The 16,977-nt window shown below is 71.7% G+C and carries 14 protein-coding genes; 4 read left to right on the top strand and 10 right to left on the bottom strand.

Going from position 1 to position 16,977, the window contains the following annotated elements; translation table 11 throughout:
- Position 1 precedes the first annotated feature (1 nt).
- The 3 genes from ACFY9V_RS26205 to ACFY9V_RS26195 all read right to left on the bottom strand — a co-directional run bounded on the left by ACFY9V_RS26205 (position 2) and on the right by ACFY9V_RS26195 (position 3,554).
- A complete protein-coding gene (locus ACFY9V_RS26205) occupies positions 2-874 on the bottom strand; it encodes a carbohydrate ABC transporter permease (RefSeq protein ID WP_188285249.1) in 873 nt (290 codons plus the stop codon).
- On the bottom strand, positions 871-1,872 hold the full coding sequence (locus ACFY9V_RS26200; protein ID WP_355346817.1) for a sugar ABC transporter permease: 1,002 nt from the start codon (positions 1,870-1,872) through the stop codon (positions 871-873). The genes ACFY9V_RS26205 and ACFY9V_RS26200 overlap by 4 nt, the downstream gene beginning before the upstream one ends.
- A gap of 377 nt (positions 1,873-2,249) precedes the next feature.
- Complete coding sequence (locus tag ACFY9V_RS26195; protein ID WP_391163195.1) at positions 2,250-3,554, bottom strand: extracellular solute-binding protein; 1,305 nt, start codon at positions 3,552-3,554, stop codon at positions 2,250-2,252.
- Between the two features lie 388 nt (positions 3,555-3,942).
- Here ACFY9V_RS26195 and ACFY9V_RS26190 point away from each other — a divergent pair, with 388 nt between their 5' ends.
- A complete protein-coding gene (locus tag ACFY9V_RS26190) occupies positions 3,943-6,996 on the top strand; it encodes a discoidin domain-containing protein (RefSeq protein WP_391163194.1) in 3,054 nt (1,017 codons plus the stop codon).
- A 138-nt stretch (positions 6,997-7,134) separates the two neighbouring features.
- Positions 7,135-8,187 carry a substrate-binding domain-containing protein gene (locus ACFY9V_RS26185; RefSeq protein ID WP_391045798.1) on the top strand — a complete coding sequence of 351 codons (1,053 nt, stop codon included), beginning with the start codon at positions 7,135-7,137 and terminating at the stop codon, positions 8,185-8,187.
- A gap of 332 nt (positions 8,188-8,519) precedes the next feature.
- Here ACFY9V_RS26185 and ACFY9V_RS26180 read toward each other — a convergent pair whose 3' ends face one another.
- The 4 genes from ACFY9V_RS26180 to ACFY9V_RS26165 form a co-directional block, all read right to left on the bottom strand.
- The gene (locus ACFY9V_RS26180) at positions 8,520-9,224 is read right to left on the bottom strand and encodes a 4'-phosphopantetheinyl transferase superfamily protein (protein WP_391163193.1); all 705 of its coding nucleotides are present in this window, start codon (positions 9,222-9,224) and stop codon (positions 8,520-8,522) included.
- Complete coding sequence (locus ACFY9V_RS26175; RefSeq protein ID WP_391163192.1) at positions 9,221-10,087, bottom strand: metallophosphoesterase; 867 nt, start codon at positions 10,085-10,087, stop codon at positions 9,221-9,223. Before ACFY9V_RS26175 ends, ACFY9V_RS26180 begins: the two co-directional genes overlap by 4 nt.
- A gap of 220 nt (positions 10,088-10,307) precedes the next feature.
- Complete coding sequence (locus ACFY9V_RS26170) at positions 10,308-11,501, bottom strand: acetyl-CoA C-acyltransferase (RefSeq protein WP_391163190.1); 1,194 nt, start codon at positions 11,499-11,501, stop codon at positions 10,308-10,310.
- 143 nt (positions 11,502-11,644) lie between these two features.
- Positions 11,645-12,091 (bottom strand): MarR family transcriptional regulator, encoded by a 447-nt coding sequence (locus tag ACFY9V_RS26165; RefSeq protein ID WP_391163189.1) that lies wholly within the window; start codon positions 12,089-12,091, stop codon positions 11,645-11,647.
- A gap of 88 nt (positions 12,092-12,179) precedes the next feature.
- Here ACFY9V_RS26165 and ACFY9V_RS26160 point away from each other — a divergent pair, with 88 nt between their 5' ends.
- A complete protein-coding gene (locus ACFY9V_RS26160; protein WP_355341747.1) occupies positions 12,180-12,587 on the top strand; it encodes a VOC family protein in 408 nt (135 codons plus the stop codon).
- Between the two features lie 175 nt (positions 12,588-12,762).
- Here the strand turns inward: ACFY9V_RS26160 and ACFY9V_RS26155 are convergent, their stop codons facing one another.
- Both ACFY9V_RS26155 and ACFY9V_RS26150 read right to left on the bottom strand, forming a co-directional pair.
- Entirely contained in the window at positions 12,763-13,233 is a 471-nt protein-coding gene (locus tag ACFY9V_RS26155) for a S4 domain-containing protein (protein WP_391163187.1), read from the bottom strand.
- A 351-nt stretch (positions 13,234-13,584) separates the two neighbouring features.
- Positions 13,585-14,340, bottom strand: a complete 756-nt coding sequence (locus tag ACFY9V_RS26150; protein WP_391045812.1) for an SDR family oxidoreductase — start codon at positions 14,338-14,340, stop codon at positions 13,585-13,587.
- Positions 14,341-14,547: 207 nt separating this feature from the next.
- Here ACFY9V_RS26150 and ACFY9V_RS26145 point away from each other — a divergent pair, with 207 nt between their 5' ends.
- Positions 14,548-15,435 carry a LysR family transcriptional regulator gene (locus ACFY9V_RS26145; protein ID WP_355341738.1) on the top strand — a complete coding sequence of 296 codons (888 nt, stop codon included), beginning with the start codon at positions 14,548-14,550 and terminating at the stop codon, positions 15,433-15,435.
- Positions 15,436-15,487: 52 nt separating this feature from the next.
- Here ACFY9V_RS26145 and ACFY9V_RS26140 read toward each other — a convergent pair whose 3' ends face one another.
- Positions 15,488-16,771, bottom strand: coding sequence for a phosphodiester glycosidase family protein (locus ACFY9V_RS26140; RefSeq protein ID WP_391163184.1), 1,284 nt, complete (start codon positions 16,769-16,771; stop codon positions 15,488-15,490).
- Between the last annotated feature and the right edge of the window lie 206 nt (positions 16,772-16,977).

Genomic DNA, 16,977 nt, shown 5'->3' with positions numbered 1-16,977 from the left:
GTCATCCCTTCATGGCCCCCTGCATGATGCCGTCCAGGATTTGACGGCCCATCAGCAGGAAGACCGCGATGATCGGCAGGCTGGAGACGAGCGCCCCGGTGAGCACCAGGGAGTAGTCCTGGATGTAGCCGCTGGCCAGTTCGGACAGCGAGAGCTGCACCGTGGGGTTCTGCTGGGTCATGACCACCTTGGGCCAGTAGAAGTCGTTCCAACTGGCCATGAAGGTGAGCATGCCGAGCACCGCCATCGCCGGGCGGGCGGCGGGCAGTGCGATGTGCCAGTACAGGCCCCGGGTCGTGCAGCCGTCCATCCGGCCCGCGTCGAGCAGTTCGTCGGGGATGGCCGTGACCAGGTACTGCCGCATGAAGAACACGCCGAAGGCGTTGGCGGCGGCGGGCACGATGAGCGCCTGGAGGTGGTTCGCCCAGTGCAGCCAGTTCGCCATCATGATGTAGAGCGGGATGATGCCGAGCTGGGTGGGGACCATCATCGTCGCCACCACGGAGCCCAGCAGCGGGCTCCGGCCGGGGAACCGCAGCTTGGCGAAGGCGAATCCGGCGAGCGTGGAGGTCAGCACCACCGAGACGGTGACCGTGCCGGCCACGATCAGCGAGTTGACCAGGGCCAGTTGCATGTCGGCCTGGTCGAACGCCCGGCGCAGGTTGGACAGGAGGTGGCTGCCGGGCAGCAGCGCGGGCGGCACCTGGCTGAGCGCGGCGTTGTCCCGCGAGGCGGCGACCAGCGTCCAGTACAGCGGGAAGACCGAGAGTCCGACGACGACGGCGAGCGCGACGTAGACGCCCTTGCCGGCCGAGAGCTGACGGTCCCGGCCGGATCGGCGGCGGGGGCGCTTGGTGAGCGGCAGGGTGGTCATGCGGCCTCGACTCCCTTCATGCGGCGGGCCAGAAGGAAGTTGACGGCGACGATCACGACGATGACCAGGAACATCGCCCAGGAGATCGCGGCGCCGTAGCCGTATTTGAACTTCCCCCAGAACTGGTCGTACGAGTACAGCGCCATCGTCTGGAACTGGTGCTGCGAGCCGCCCGCCATCGGGGTCTGGCTGGCGCTGAACAGCAGTGGCTCGCCGAACATCTGGAGCGCGCCGATGGTCGAGGTGATGACGGTGAACAAGATGGTGGGGCGCAGCACCGGGATGGTGATGGACCTGAACTGCCGCCACCGGCTGGCCCCGTCGATCGCGGCGGCCTCGTACAGCTCGAAGGGGACGGCCTGCATCGCGGCGAGGTAGATCAGCGCGTTGTAGCCGGTCCAGCGCCAGGTGACGATGGTGGAGATGCCGATCCAGGAGGACCAGGTGCCCGCCTGCCAGTCGGTGTGCGGGACGCCGAAGAGGCCGAGGAACCAGTTGACCAGGCCGAAGTCGCGGCCGAAGAGCTGGACGAAGATGATCGTGACGGCCGCGACCGAGGTGACGTTGGGCAGCAGCACGCCCATCCGGATGAAAGTGCGGCCCCGCAGGCGGTAGTTGAGCAGGTGGGCCAGGCCCAGCGCGAGCAGCAGTTGCGGGACGGTGGAGAGCACGCCGATGCCGAGGGTGTTGCGCAGCGCGTTCCAGAAGAACTGGTCGTGCAGCAGGGTGCGGTAGTTGTCGAGGCCGACGAAGGTGTGCCTGCTGCCGTCGGTGTCGGCCCGCCAGGCGGTGAGCGACACATACGCCGTGTAGAGCAGCGGGAACAGGCCGAAGACGCCGAAGACGAGGAAGAACGGCGAGATGTAGAAGTACGGCGACAGGCGCCGCTCGGCCCGGTGCCAGCGGGCCCCCTTGGCGGGGGCGAAGTCGGGCGCCGTCTTTCCGGGCGAGGGATTGTCCTGCGAGGCGGCGGGCGGGGTGCCGGTCGAGACGGCCATGCATCTGCTCCTGGTTGGTGGCCGGCGGGGGGTACGCGGTGGGCGGGGAGTGGGAAGGGTGCGCAACCCCCGCCGGCCCGTCGAGTGGCGCGAGCGGCCCGGAACGGGAACCTCGGGGCGGTCAGGAACCCGGAGGATCTGAGGACCTCACGTTCGGGGCCGGCTCCCGTCGTGCCCCACCGTCCGCGCGGCCCGCTCGGGACAGCGGTCCGCGCGGACGGCGGGATCCGGTGGCCGCCCGCCGCGATCCGGCGGCCACTTCGGTCCGGGAGTCCGGGCTCGGGGCCCGGCTCCGGGACGTCGGAAGGGTGGTGCCGGGACCGGCGGGTCATGGGCGGCGCGAGCGGCGCCCGGCACCCGTGCCCGCCGGCCGGGCACTACTCGCCGATGTTCTTGATCTCGGCGTTGGCGTTGCTCCACGCCTTGTCCACGCTCGCCTTGCCCTGTTCGACCGAGACCAGGGCGTTGCCGTAGATGTTGCCGATGTCGGCGCCGTGCGGGCCGAGCGGCTGCGGCTTCAGGTTCTTCGCGGAGTCGGAGAAGATCTTGCCGGTGGGCGCGCCGTTGAACATCGGGTCGGTGAGGTTCGCGATGTCGGGCGAGGTCCACAGCGCCTGGTCGGAGGGGAAGAAGCCCTTGTTCTTGAAGAGCCAGGCTTCCTGGGTGGGCGCGGTGAGCCACTTGGCCAGCTCGACGGCGGCCTTGGTGTGCTTGCCCTGCTTGGGCACCGTCAGATAGGAGCCGCCCCAGTTGCCGCCGCCGCCGGGGATGGTGGCGATGTCCCACTTGCCGCCGTCGGCGGGCGGGTTGGCCTTGAACTCGTAGCTCATCCAGGCCGGGCAGGTCACGGTGGCGAACTGGCTCTTGCGGAAGCCGGTGTCCCAGGCGGGAGTGAAGGCGGCGATACCGGCCGACTCACCGTCCTTGATGGCGCCCGCGACCGTGTCGAACGCCTGCTTGACCGCCGGGTTGGACGCGGCGACGACCTTGCCGTCCGCGTCGTAGAACGCCTGCGGCGCCTGGGCGGTCATCGCGGAGAAGACATTGCTGCCCGCGTCGAACCACTTGACCTTCTTGTCCGGGCTCTTGGCGAGGAACTGCTTGCCGGTGGAGAAGTAGGAGTCCCAGCTCGACACCAGCGAGGAGACGGCCTGCCGGTCGGTGGGCAGCCCGGCCTTCTGGAAGAGGTCGGCGCGGTAGCAGAGCGCCATGCCGCCCATGTCGGTGCCGAGGCCGAAGAGCGAGGAGCCGTCCCGGCTGGAGGCGGGGGCGGTCTTGGACGGCACCCACTGGTTCTTGTCGACGCCCTCGTCCAGGAAGTTGACGAATTTGCTCGCCTCTGACTGGAAGCCCGCGACCTGGCCGATCTCGATCGCCTCGATGTCGGCGGTGCCGCTGCCCGCGACCAGGTGCGCGTGCAGGTTCTGGTGGTGGGCGCCCAGGTCGGCGCGGTTCTCCTTGATCGTGATGTTCGGGTGGAGCTTGTGGTACTGGGCGTAGAGGTCCTTGTAGCCGAAGTCCGAGAACAGGTTCACGGTGAGCGTGGTCTTGGCGTTGGCGTCGTCGCCGGAACCGGACTTGGACGTCGAGTCGCTTCCGCAGCCGGTGGCCAGGAGCGCGGCGGCCAGTACGGCGCCCCCTCCCGCGAGCCACGTCCTGCGTCTGTTTCCTGTGTCGCTCATGGGGACTTCCTCGGATTTCTCGGTCTCTGGGCGGACGGGCGGGGCGGCCGGAGGGACCCCGGGGCAGGCAGGAAAAGAACGCTTGGAGAGCGCTCTCCCAATGCCGGTACATTCACGCCCCGCACGGGCGTGTGTCAAGACCCGGTACTCCGATCCGCACCGGATACGCACGTTCCGACGGTGAACAGACCTGCCGATTCAGGATGTTAGAGGCCATAACGATCGGGACATGTCGTCATCTCGTGTCCGATGCCTTGACACCCCGGAAACGGGGACGCAACCATCTGCCCACTGAGAGAGCGCTCTCCCGAATGCTCCATGCCCCGGAACCCGCCGTCCCGGAGAGCCGCACCCTCCCTCCCTCACCTCCCCCCGCAGGAGAATCGGCATGAGAGCCTCACACTCACCGACCGCCCGGTTCAGATCCCTTCCACCGTCGCCGCGCGCGGCCCTTCTGGTGCTCCTCGCCATGGGCCTCGCGCTGTACGCGCTCGCCGTCCCCACCACGGCCGCGCACGCCGCCGACACCCTGCTCTCGCAGGGCAAGCCCGCCACCGCGTCCAGCACCGAGGGCGCCGGTTACCCGGCCTCCGCCGCGGTCGACGGCGACGCCGGCACCCGCTGGGCCAGCGCCTGGAGCGACCCGCAGTGGCTCCAGGTCGACCTCGGCGCCACCTCCACCGTCAGCAAGGTCGTGCTGAACTGGGAGAACTACGCGACGGCGTACCAGATCCAGGTCTCCGACACCGGCACCGGCGGCTGGACGACGATCTACTCCACGACCACCGGCACCGGCGGCACCCAGACCCTCACGGTCAGCGGCACCGGCCGGTACGTCCGGATCAACGGCACCGTGCGCAACAACGGCTACGGCTACTCGCTGTGGGAGTTCCAGGTGTACGGCACCGCGGGCTCCGGCGGCACGGGCGGTACGACCGGCGGTGACAACGGCGGTACGGGCACGCCGCCGCCCGGCAACTGGACCACGGTGTGGAGCGACGACTTCACCGGCGCGGCGGGCACCTCGCCCAGCGCCGCCAACTGGATCACGGACACCGGCACCGCCTACCCCGGCGGCCCCGCCAACTGGGGCACCGGCGAGGTCGACACCGCCACCAACTCCCCCGCGAACGTGGGCCTCGACGGCAACGGCCACCTCAACCTGACGGCCCTGAAGTCGGGTACGGCCTGGACGTCCGGCCGGATCGAGTCCAAGCGGACCGACTTCGCGGCGCCCGCGGGCGGCCAGCTCCAGATCTCCGCCACGCTCAAGCAGCCGGATCCGGCCAAGGCGCTGGGCTACTGGCCGTCCTTCCGCGCGATGGGCGCCGCCTTCCGGGGCAACCCCGGCGCGTGGCCGGCCGTCGGCGAGAGCGACATCATGGAGAACGTCAACGGCCGCTCGCAGCTCTCGGCGACGCTGCACTGCGGCACCGCGCCCGGCGGCAACTGCGACGAGTACAACGGCAAGACCAGCGGTCTGGCCACCTGCTCCGGCTGCCAGACCGGCTACCACACGTACTCCGAGATCATCGACCGCACGAAGTCCGACGAGCAGATCCGCTACTACCTCGACGGCAAGCAGATCTGGCAGGTCAGCGAGTCGCAGGTCGGCGTCGCGACCTGGGAGGCGGCCGTGCACCACGGCGTCTTCGTGGACTTCAGCCTCCGGATCGGCGGCTCCTACCCCAACTCCGTCTGCGGCTGCACCTCTCCGGCCGCCGACACCTCCTCCGGCGGCGCGCTGAGCATCGACAACGTGACGGTCTCCCAGATCGCCGCGGGCACCGTGCCGACCCCGCTCACCGACCCCCCGGTGCCGACCGGCGCCAGCGACGTGCACGTCACGGGCGGCCAGGGCAACTGGAAGCTGACCGTCAACGGGGCGCCGTACACCGTCAAGGGCATGACCTGGGGTCCGTCCAACGACACGGCGAACGCGCACATGCGTGACCTGAAGGCGATGGGCGTCAACACCGTGCGCACCTGGGGCACCGACGCGGGCACCAAGCCGCTGCTGGACGCCGCCGCGCAGTTCGGTCTGAAGGTGGTCAACGGCTTCTGGCTCAACCAGGGCGCGGACTACGTCAACGACACGGCGTACAAGACCAACACGCTCAACGACATCAAGAACTGGGTGACGACGTACAAGAACCACCCGGGCGTGCTGATGTGGGACGTCGGCAACGAGGTCATCCTCACCACGCAGGACCACTACTCGGGCGCCGCGATCGAGCAACAGCGCATCGCCTACGCGAAGTTCGTCGAGCAGGTGACGCAGGCGATCCACGCGATCGACCCGAACCACCCGGTGACGTCGACGGACGCGTGGACCGGCGCGTGGCCGTACTACAAGCAGTACACGCCGTCGCTCGACCTCTACGCGGTCAACTCCTACGGCGCGGTCTGCAATGTGAAGCAGGACTGGATCAACGGCGGTTACACCAAGCCGTACATCGTCACCGAGACCGGCGAGGCCGGCGAGTGGGAGGTCCCGAACGACGCGAACGGGGTGCCCACCGAGCCGACGGACATCCAGAAGCGGGACGCGTACCTGTCCGCGTGGAACTGCATCTCGGGCCACACCGGGGTGGCACTCGGCGCCACGATCTTCCACTACGGCAACGAGAACGACTTCGGCGGCGTGTGGTTCAACGTCCGCCCGGCGAGCTGGAACCGGATGATGTACTACTCGGTGGCGAAGGACTACGGCGGCACGCCGCAGGCCAACACCCCGCCGGTGATCAGCTCGATGACGGTCGGCAACAGCGGTTCCGTCCCGGCAGGCGGCACCTTCGACGTCTCGGCGTCGGCGACCGATCCGGACGGCGATCTGATCCGGTATCAGCTCATGTACTCCACCAAGTACGTGGACAGCGGGACCGGTCTGCAACAGGTCACGTTCACGCAGACCGGCGACGGCAGGTTCACGGTGACCGCGCCCAAGACGCTCGGGGTGTGGAAGGTGTACGTGTACGCCTTCGACGGGCACGGGAACGTCGGTATCGAGACCAAGTCGTTCCGCGTGGTGGCGCCGACGGTCGGCGGTACGAACGTGGCGCTCGGCAAGCCGACGACCGCGTCCTCGTACCAGCAGACCGGCAACGGGGCGCCGTTCCCGCCGTCGAACACCACGGACGGGCGCTGGGACACCCGGTGGGCGACCGACTGGACCGACGCGCAGTGGCTGCGGGTCGACCTCGGGCAGACCACCGCGATCAAGCACATCCAGCTCGGCTGGGAGTCCGCCTACGGGAAGTCGTACCAGGTGCAGGTGTCCAACGACGGCAACACGTGGACGGACATCTACAGCACGACCACCGCGACCGGCGGCGTGGAGACGTTCGACGTCAACGGGTCCGGCCGCTATGTGCGGCTGAATCTGACGCAGCGCGGCACGGCCTACGGGTACTCGCTGTACGAGTTCGGGGTGTACGCGTGACCCGGGTGACCGGGGCGCGCGGTTGAGACCGGGGCGGGGCGCGGCGGGCCTGTGGGGGGCTGCCGTACCCCGCCCCATCTGCGTGTTGTCCGACCAGGACTTAGGGAGAGCGCTCTCCGTGCGTGGTATAACTGGACCATGACGAGCAGCCGTCCTGCCGGGCCCCGCCTGCCCACACTGGAAGACGTCGCGCGGTCCGCCGGGGTGTCGCGGGCGACGGTGTCCCGTGTGGTCAACGGGACGCGCAATGTCGATCCGGAGATCCAGAAGGTCGTCCAGGAGGCGGTCGAGGCGACCGGGTACATCCCCAATCGCGCGGCCAGGTCGCTGGTCACCCGGCGTACGGACTCGGTCGCGCTGGTCTTCTCCGTGCCCGACCACCACGCGGCCGACGACCCCTTCCTCGGGCAGGTCTTCAGCGACCCGTTCTTCGGCCGGATAGTGGGCGGCCTGCTCACGGTGCTGCGCCCGCGCGGCGTGCACCCCTTGCTGATGCTCGCCGACTCCGAGAAGGCGCGGCGCTCGCTGGTGCCGAATCTGCGGCAGGAGCACATCGACGGCGTGGTGCTGGTGTCGATCGCGCCGGGCGACCCGCTGCCGTCCCTGCTCACCGAGGCCGGGCTGCCGACCGTGCTGTTCGCCCGGCCGGCCACGCCGATCCCGATCAGCTTCGTGGACGTCGCGCAGCAGGCGGGCGCGAAGCTCGCCGCCGAGCACCTGCTGGCCCGCGGCTGCCGCCGGATCACCACCATCGCGGGCCCGGCCGACTCCCCCGCGGGCCAGGACCGCCTCGCGGGCTTCCGCGAGGCGATGGCCGAGCACGGCTACGCGTACGTCCCCAGCGTCGAGGGCAGCTTCACGCAGGAGGGCGGCGAGCGGGCGATGAAGCAGTTGCTGTCCGAACAGCCCGACACCGACGGTGTGTTCGTCGCCAACGACCTCATGGCCCAGGGCGCCCTTCTCGTCCTGCGCGACCACGGCCGCCGCGTGCCCGACGACGTGGCCGTCATCGGCTTCGACGACAGCAGCGCCGCCCTGTCCTCCCGCCCCCTGCTCACCACCATCCGCCAGCCGGTGGAGGACATGGCGGCGGAAATGGCGAAGCTCCTGATGGCCCTCATCGACGACCCCGCTCAGCAGACCCGCTCAGCGATCTTCAAAACAACCCTGATCCCCCGCGAATCCGCCTGACGGCGGAGGTCATCAAGCGCCCCCGCCCCCACCCCCCGCAGCGGACGGCGCCCGCGCCCGCCACGATTCCGCCCGACGGCGCAGCCCGTTGAACGCCCACCGGCGCTCGGTACCGGCACTCCGCCGCAGGGCGCCTGACGGCGCAGCCCGTTGAGCGTCTGCCCGGACTTGGCCACCTGGCGGCGGAGGCCGTTGGGCGGATCGGGGCGGGGGGTCGGCGGGGTTCCGGCGCTGGCTCGGCGGACGGGGCGCCTTGGCGGAATTCCGGGCTGGGCCGCCAGGCCGCGCACGGGTCCGGTGCGCGAGGTGCTGGGGCCGGGGTGTCGCGGGGGTCAAGCGGCAGGCGTAGCGGTTGGGTTGGGGACGACGATCGCCGTGGTGACGAGGCCGTTGCGGGTGGTCCAGCGGCCGGTGAAGATGTCGGGGCCGATGTTCTCGGCGAGGAGGGGGCCGGGGATCAGGAGGCGGGCGGTGTAGCCGCCGCGGTCGGGGGCGTCGGGGTCGCGGGTGAAGAGGAGTTCGGCCTCCTCGAAGCCGAGCATCTTGCGGTGGAAGGGATACCACGCCTTGTAGACGGTCTCCTTGGCGCTGAACAGCAGCCGGTCCCAGTGGATTTCGGGTGCTTCCTCGCCCAGCCGCTCCAGCGCGGCGGCCTCCGCGTCGGTGGCGGTGACGACCTTGAGCACCCCCTCGGGCAGCGGTCCGTGCGGCTCCGCGTCGATGCCGAGGGTGTGGACGTCGGAGGTACGGGCGACCGCCGCGGCACGGTAGCCGTCGCAGTGGGTGATGCTGCCGACGACGCCGACCGGCCAGACCGGCGCGCCCCGGTCGGGGTCGCGCGGGATCGGCCCCGGCGCGATCCCGAGCCCGGCCAGCGCGGCGCGGGCGCAGGCGCGGCCCGCCGCGTACTCGGCGCGGCGCTTGGCGACCGCCTTGGCGACGGCCGCGGCCTCCTCGGGGAAGAGCGGCGCACTGTCGAGTTCCGCGCCGTACACGGCCCGTGAGCGGACGGCGGCGGGCAGCAGGTGCTCGATCACCGGCGGACGCCCTGACGTCCGGCGAGTATCCGCCGCGGCCCCGCGGGCCCGGTGTCGCGGCGCCCCCACTCGCGCGGGTAGCCGAGCGAGACCTCGGTGAAGCGGACGCCGTCGCGCCACATCACGCGCGGGATGTGCAGATGCCCGTAGACGACCTCGGCGGCCCGGAAGCGGGTGTGCCACTGCTCGGTGCGCTCGGTGCCGCACCACAGCGCGAACGACGGGTAGCGCAGGATGCGCGTCGGGTCGCGGTGCAGCGGGAAGTGGTTGGCCAGCACCGTCGGCAGCGCCGGGTCCAGCGCCTCCAGGCGCGCCTCGGTCTCGGCCACGCGGACCCGGCACCAGTCGTCGAGGCCCGGCAGCGGGTCGGGGTGCAGGAACCGCTCGTCGTTGCAGATCACGCCGAGGTCCCGCGAGTGCGCCAGCGCCTCTTCCTTGGTGGTGGCACCGGGCGTGCCGTCGCGCCACGTGTAGTCGTACAGCAGGAACATCGGCACGACCGCGACCGGCCCCCGCTCGCCCTCCCACAAGAGGTACGGGTCCTCGGGCGTGATGACGCCGAGGCGGCGGATCTCCTCGACCAGGTGGCGGTAACGGGCCTCGCCGCGCAGTTGCACCGGGTCGTCCGGCGGGGTCCACAGCTCGTGGTTGCCCGGCAGCCAGATGACGGTGGAGAAGTGCTGCTTGAGCGTGCTCAGCGCCCAGATGATGTCCTCGGAGTTCTCGGCGACGTCTCCGGCGACGATCAGCCAGTCCTCGTCCGTCCCCGGCCGCAACTGCTCCACGATGAGGCGGTTGGCCGCGTAACCGACGTGCAGGTCACTGATCGCGAGTAGCTGCGCCCCGCTGTCGGGGCCGGTCAACGTGCGTCAACTCGTCCGCTAAGTGGTGTAGGCACGCGATCGATTGTCCCAGACGGCGGCGGACGGCACCGGGCTTTCGGGTCCGCGGGCGGGTGTCACGGAGGTGGTTCCCGTCACCCTCGCCGCCGTTTCGCCCGGGCGGCGGCACCGTCGCACCGACACGGATCGAGCGCGCGTCCGTCGCGCGTCCGTCACCGCTCAGTCGCGGCTCAGTCACCGCTCAGTCGCGGTCGACCAGCACCGCCGTGCCCTGGCCGACCCCGACGCACATGGTGGCCAGGCCCCGGTGGGCGCCGGTGCGGTTCATCCGGTGGAGCAAGGTGGTGAGGATACGGGCGCCCGAGCAGCCGAGCGGGTGGCCGAGGGCGATGGCGCCGCCGTCGGGGTTCACCAGTTCGGGGTCGACGCCGAGTTCGCGCACGGAGGCCAGCGCCTGGGCGGCGAACGCCTCGTTGAACTCGGCCTCCTCGACGCTGTCGACGGTCCTGCCGAGCCGGGCGAGCACGCGCCGGGTCGCCGGGACCGGCCCGACGCCCATGACGTCCGGGTGCACTCCGGCGCTGGCCCCGGCCGCGTACCGGCCGAGGGATTCGAGTCCGAGGTCGCGCAGCGCCTCCTCGCTGACCAGCAGCAGCCCGGCGGCGCCGTCGTTCATCGGCGAGGCGTTGCCCGCGGTGACCGTCCCGGTGCCGTCCTTGCGGAAGACCGGCTTGAGCGCGGCCAGCCGCTCGGCCGTGGTGTCCTCGCGGATGCACTCGTCCCGCGTGACGACCACGCCGTCGGGCCGGGTGACGGGCAGGATCTCGGCGTCGAAGAGGCCCTTCCCACGGGCCGCGGCGGCATTGCGGTGGCTGCGCAGCGCGAAGGCGTCCTGGTCGGCGCGGCTGACGCCGTACCGCGTGGCGACCTCCTCCGCCGTCTCCCCCATCGCCAGCACGCCGTGCAGTTCGCGCATCCGGTCGTTGGTGAGCCGCCAGCCGAGCCGGGTGTCGTACGTCGGCATCGCGTGCGGCAGCGCGTCGTCGGGGCGGGGCAGGACGAAGGGGGCGCGGCTCATCGACTCGGAGCCGCCCGCGACCACGATGTCGGCCTCGCCCGCCGCGATCATGCGGGCGGCGGCGGTGACGGCTTCGAGCCCGGACGCGCAGAGCCGGTTGACGGTGGCGCCGGGCACGCTGTCCGGCAGGCCCGCGAGCAGCACGGCCATCCGCGCCACATTGCGGTTGTCCTCGCCCGACTGATTCGCCGCGCCCCAATAGACGTCGTCGATCCTGGCGGGGTCGAGCGCGGGCACGCCGTCCAGCAGACCGCGCAGCACGGTCGCCGCCAGGTCGTCGGGGCGGACCGTGGAGAGCGCTCCCCGCAGCTTCCCGATGGGGGTGCGGCGGGCGGCGGCGAAGTGGACAGGTCGCATCGCGTGCTCCTCCTGGCGGGACCCGATGGTGCGGGTCGGGCGGCCCCGGGTGTGGGTACGTACCGCCCCCGTAAACTAGCACCGCAAGTTTACGGGGGCGAGGGCCGCTCCCGGCACTCCCCAGCCCCGCCGTTGCCGTGGTCTCACCGTCCCCCGGCGGGCAGCCCGTCGTGCACCCGCAGCAACAGGGCGTGCAATTGGGCCCGTTCGCGCGCGTCGAGCGGGGCAAGCACGTCGTCCTGTACGGCCTCGGCGCGGGCGGTGAGCGCCGCGAGGCGGTCGCGGCCCGCCGGGGTGAGGGCGACGCGGACCCGGCGGCGGTCGGCCGTGTCGCGGGCGCGCTCGACGCAGCCGGACGCGGCCAGTTCGTCGACGACCTTCACCATGTCGCTGGGGTCGACGCCCAGCCGCCCTGCCAGCTCCCGCTGCACCTGCGGGCCGAAGTCGGCGAGCGCGGCGAGCACCGCCATGTGCCACAGCCGCAGGCCCTCGTCGGACAGTTCGGCGGCCAGCCTGCCGCGCGCGGCCTTGCCGGTCTTCGACAGCAGATACGTCGTGAGGGCGGCGAGGGTGGGCGGTGTTCCGTTCATGGACCTCATTGTAGGCTGACACCAATGATGGGTAAGCACCTATGATCCCGTCACTCATCATCCCGTACGCACCGAGTGAGGTCTCCCGATGGACGCGCTCCACCCGCGCCTGCTCGTCGGCCGGTTCGCCGACACCTTCCGCTTCTACGACGCCGTGCTCCCCGGTCTCGTCGGCGCCGCGCTGACCCGCGGCGGCGAGAGCGGCCCCTACGCGAGCTGGGACGTCGGCGCCGAGGGCGTCCTCTCCCTCTTCGACCGGGCCGCGATGGCCGAGGTGACGGGCGGCACCGGCCTGCCCGCCGACCCGCCGCCCGCCCGGGACCGGGCCGTGCTGGTCAGCCGGGTGCCGGACGTCACCGCCGGGTACGAGCTGTGCCTGCGGCACGGCGGACGGCCGGTCGCTCCCCCGGCCGACCGCCCCGAGTGGGGCCCGTCGATGCGGACCGCGCATCTGCGCGACCCGGACGGCAACCTCCTGGAACTCCAGTCGTACTGATCCGGCGTACGGCCGGTCCCGCCGGGGTCCTCAGCCGCCCAGCACCGCTCAGTGCGCTCAGACGCTCTGAGCCATCAGCCAGGGTCCAACGCAGGACTCGCGGGTCACACGGGCGCCGCTCAGCCGTCCTCGGGACGCCGCCCACCCTCAGCCGTCCGCAGGACCCCGCCCACCCTCAGCCGTCCTCGGGACGCCGGGCGCAGCCGCGCGGACGCGGGCTCCCGCCGGGCCGGCCGCCGTCGCCGGGCCGCGCGCTGCCGTGCAGCAGCCGTTCCAGCTCGCGCCGGTCGCGCTTGGTCGGCCGTCCGGTGCCGCGGTCGCGCAGGCCCAGCGCCAGGACGTCCTCGCGCGGGGGCGGCGGCGGGCTGTTGTCCACGAAGCACTCGGCCGCCGCGGGCGCGCCGACCCGCTTGCTCAGCACCTTGGAGACGACCACGATCCGCTCGCGGCCCGCGTGGTGCAGCCGTACCTCGTCGCCGACGCGTACGGCCTGGGCGGGCTTCACGCGCTCGCCGTTCACCCGGACGTGTCCGGCCCTGCACGCCGCGGCGGCGATCGAGCGCGTCTTGGTCAGCCGTACGCACCAGATCCAACTGTCCACCCGCACGCTCCCGCCGCCCGCGGGCTTCCCCTCGTCACCAGCCATGCCTCCGAGCCTACGACGTGGTCCGCTCCCGTCACCCCTGGTTTCCCGCGCACCTGGGCGGACGGCTGCGCGTGCGGGGTGCGGGGCGCAGCGTGAGGGTGCTGGTGCTGGTGCGACTGCCGTCGGTGAGACCGGTCCCGTGACCGAGGAGGCGGCGCCGCCCGCTCCGAGTGTGCGTCAGCGCAACATCGTGTTCGGCACGATCATGCCGGGGATGCTGCCGGCGGCGCTCGACCAGACCGTCGTGGGCACGCGGACACCGCCCGCCGCATCCTGGACAGCGCGGACACCCGGCTCGACGCGGCGGGGGCGTCCGCTCGGCCGCGTGACCGCCCGGGCGCGTCCGAGCGGTCAACGGCCCAGCATCGCACCGCCGTTGACGTGCAGGATCTGTCCCGTGGTGTACGCGGCCTCGGGCGCGGCCAGGTGCTTGATCGCGGCGGCGATCTCGCTGGGCCTGCCGGGGTTGCCGGTCAGCGTCTGGGCGACGCGGGAGGCGATGAACCCCGGGGTGCCGCGGTCGCCGAAGAACTCGGTGTCGCCGACGAAGCCGGGCGCCACCGCGTTGACGGTGATGCCGTCCTTGCCGAGCCGCTGGGCGAGTTCGAAGGTGTAGGCGTGCACGGCCGCCTTCGCGCCGCCGTACGAGCCGGGGCCGCGTACCGCCGCGATCGAGGACAGGTGGACGATCCGCCCGCCGGGCCGCCGTACGGACGGCAGCAGCGCCTCGGTGAGCAGGACGGCCGTCAGGACGTTGGCGGCGAAGTTGCGCCGGTAGCCGTCGGCGATGCCCTCCAGGGTGCCGTCGTCGTCGAAGGCGGCGTTGCCGCCCGCGTTGGTGACGATGACGTCCACGGGGCCCTCGGCGGTGATGAACGCGGCTGCCGCGCGCACCTGTTCCGGCTCGGTGAGGTCGGCGGCGAAGAGGTCGACGCGCCCCTTGCCGTACTCCTCGTTCAGTTCCTCGGCGGCGGCGCGCAGGACGCCCTCGCGGCGGCCGAGGACGGTCACCCGGTCGCCGTCGGCGGCGAAGGCCGCCGCGGTGGCCCGTCCGATTCCGGTCCCGCCGCCCGACACCACCACGCGACGCTGCTGCTGCTCTGCCACGGTCCCCGCTCTCCGCCTCACTCCGAGGCGTTCTTTCATCTGAATAGCAGTCACATACGGGCACGACGCTAGGCAGCGCGGGCGGCCGGTGTCAACCGACTTCCCTGACGCGGGCGGGAGGATCAACTCCACTTCATGGAATGATCGTTAAGTACGATTTAACAGCGCGCTCACACATGCCTCGACGGCACCAGGAAGGGGGCCTGCATGGAGCGGTACGAGATGGAGACGTTCCTGACCCTCGCCGAGGAGCTGCACTTCGGGCGGACCGCCATGCGGCTGCGGGTGACCACGGCCCGGGTCAGCCAGGTGATCAGCAAGCTCGAACGCCGTGTCGGGGCGCCGCTGTTCGAGCGCACCAGCCGCAGCGTGGTGCTGACCCCGATCGGGCGGCGCCTCCACGACGACCTGCGGCCCGCGTTCGAGCGGCTGGAGGCGGCGCTGGCGACGGCCGTGGCCGAGGGGCGCGGGGTGACCGGGCTGCTGCGGGTGGGCTTCGTGGGCGCGGCGGCGAGTCAGCTGCTGGTCAGGGCGACCGAGCGGTTCCGTACCCGGCATCCGGGCTGCGAGGTGGAGATCCGCGAGGTCCAGATGACCGAGGCGCTGGAACGGCTGCGCGCCGACGCGCTGGAGGTGCTGATCGCCTGCCTGCCGCTGTCGGGCCCGGATCTGGCCAACGGTCCCGTGCTGCTGTCGGAGCCGCGCATGCTGGCGGTCCCCGCCACGCATCCGTTCGCCCAGCGCGGCACGGTCTCGGTGGAGGATCTGGCGCGCACCGAGGTGCTGCAAGCGCCGTGCTCGCTGCCCGACTACTGGCGCGAGCCGGGGACGCCGCAGCAGACCCCGGCGGGCCTGGCGATCCCGGTCGGCCGCTCGGCGGCGACCTTCCAGGAGGTGCTGACCCTGGTCGGGGCGGGCCAGGGGGTCTTCCCGGTGGGCGCGCACGCCACCCGGTTCCCCGCCCGCCCCGACGTCGTCTACGTCCCCTTCCACGACACGCCGCCGCTGGACTGGGGTCCGGTGTGGCGGGCGTCCCGCGCCACCGCCAGGATCCGCGCCTTCACCGAGGCGGCGGCGGCCGACCAGATGGCGTAGCGCCGTACCCGGCCGCGCGGGCCGTGCCGACGGGCCGCCGCCTTGCGTACGGTCAGCGGGCGTAGACGGCCACGAAGTCGCGGGTGGCCTGGGTGTAGTAGCGGTCCGGCGGGTCCTCGAAGTCGAGGATGTTGGTGGGTTTCGGGTCCGCCGGATTCTTGCCGCTGTCGTAGGACATGAAGGACGGCCACGCGCGGTTCATGTCCAGCGGCATGGCGCGGACCGCCCCGGCGTGTTGCATCAGTTCGGCGAGGGTCCGCGCGGACAGGGCCTGGCCGACCACCATGATGATGTCGCCCTGCGCGGTGATGCCGACGCCCGAGCGCTCGACGAACATCTTGCTCTGGTCGGTGACACCCCACTTGGAGTCGTCGCCGATGTCGGACACCACCCGGCCGTCGTCGACCATCAGCTCCAGGCACTGGCGTACGCCGACGACGTCCTTGGTCATGTGCACATCGCGGCCCCAGACCCCGATGCGGATCGAGCCGTCCTTGTAGAAGACCTCGGACGCGGTGCCGTCGCGCAGGTCGCCCGCCGTCTGTCCGTTGAGGTAGAAGCCGCCGCGCGAGCCGCCGTCGGTGACCCGGAAGCCGCCGTTCCAGGTGGCGACCAGACCGGTGCGCTGTCCCTTGGGGATGTTGGGCGGTACGGAGAAGGTGCCGCCGGGCTCGCGGAATCCGGGGTGGAGCTGGAAGCGCGCGTGCTTGCCGCTGATCCAGGCGACGGCCGCCTCGTACGAGGTGTGGTCGCCGTCCGGCCTGACGTACGTCCCCTGGACGATCGGCTGGCCGTGGGCGCTGGACAGGGTGCGGAAGACGCCCTCGCCCGGCAGGCCGGGGGCGACCAGCGGGCGCATCGGGGCGCGCAGCGGGATGACCGGCGCCGCGGGGGCCGCGGGCGCTCCCTCCGGCGCGGTGCCCGCGGCGGTGGTGGCGGGCGCGGTGGCCTTCATCCGGGCCAGCGCGTCGGCCGACAGCGAGCCGCCGACCTTCGGCGGGTCCATCTTGTACTGGACGTCCTCCAGCTTGTTGACCACGAAGCCCAGCTCGTGGTCGCGGGCCCACTCGGCGAGCCTGGCCACGTTGCTGTCCTTGCCGGGGTAGGTCAGCGCCTGGCCGACCGACCAGCCCACGGTGCCGACGCACACCACGCAGACGCCGAGCGTGCCGCGGGTGACCAGTCGGCGGCGGCGGAGCTGCGCCGGGGTCAGATCCCGTTTGTGCTTCCACGGCAGCAGTCGTCTGCGGCGCGTGCGTCCGCCGCCGTCCGCCGCTTCCGCGGAGTCGGCGCCGTCGCGCGGTTCCGCGATCCGGCCGCCCGTCTGCTGGGTCATGACACTCCTCGCCCTCGCTCCTGCCGCCCCTGTCGCCTGCGCGACCCGGGGAGACTTTTAAGCATATTTTCATATGCTATGACCGTTCTGCGACCAGCCCAATCGCGGCACGCCCGGAACCACCCGACCGCCGGACCCTTCTGACGGCCGATCAGCGGTGCGGGGTCCTGAAGGCGGGCGCGTACTCCACCGGGAGCAGCGCGACC

The sequence above is a fragment of the Streptomyces sp. NPDC008317 genome, from assembly GCF_042955955.1.
Taxonomy (GTDB): domain Bacteria; phylum Actinomycetota; class Actinomycetes; order Streptomycetales; family Streptomycetaceae; genus Actinacidiphila.
The sequence above is the reverse complement of the archived record's forward strand: the minus strand, read 5'-3'. Positions and strand labels throughout refer to the sequence as shown.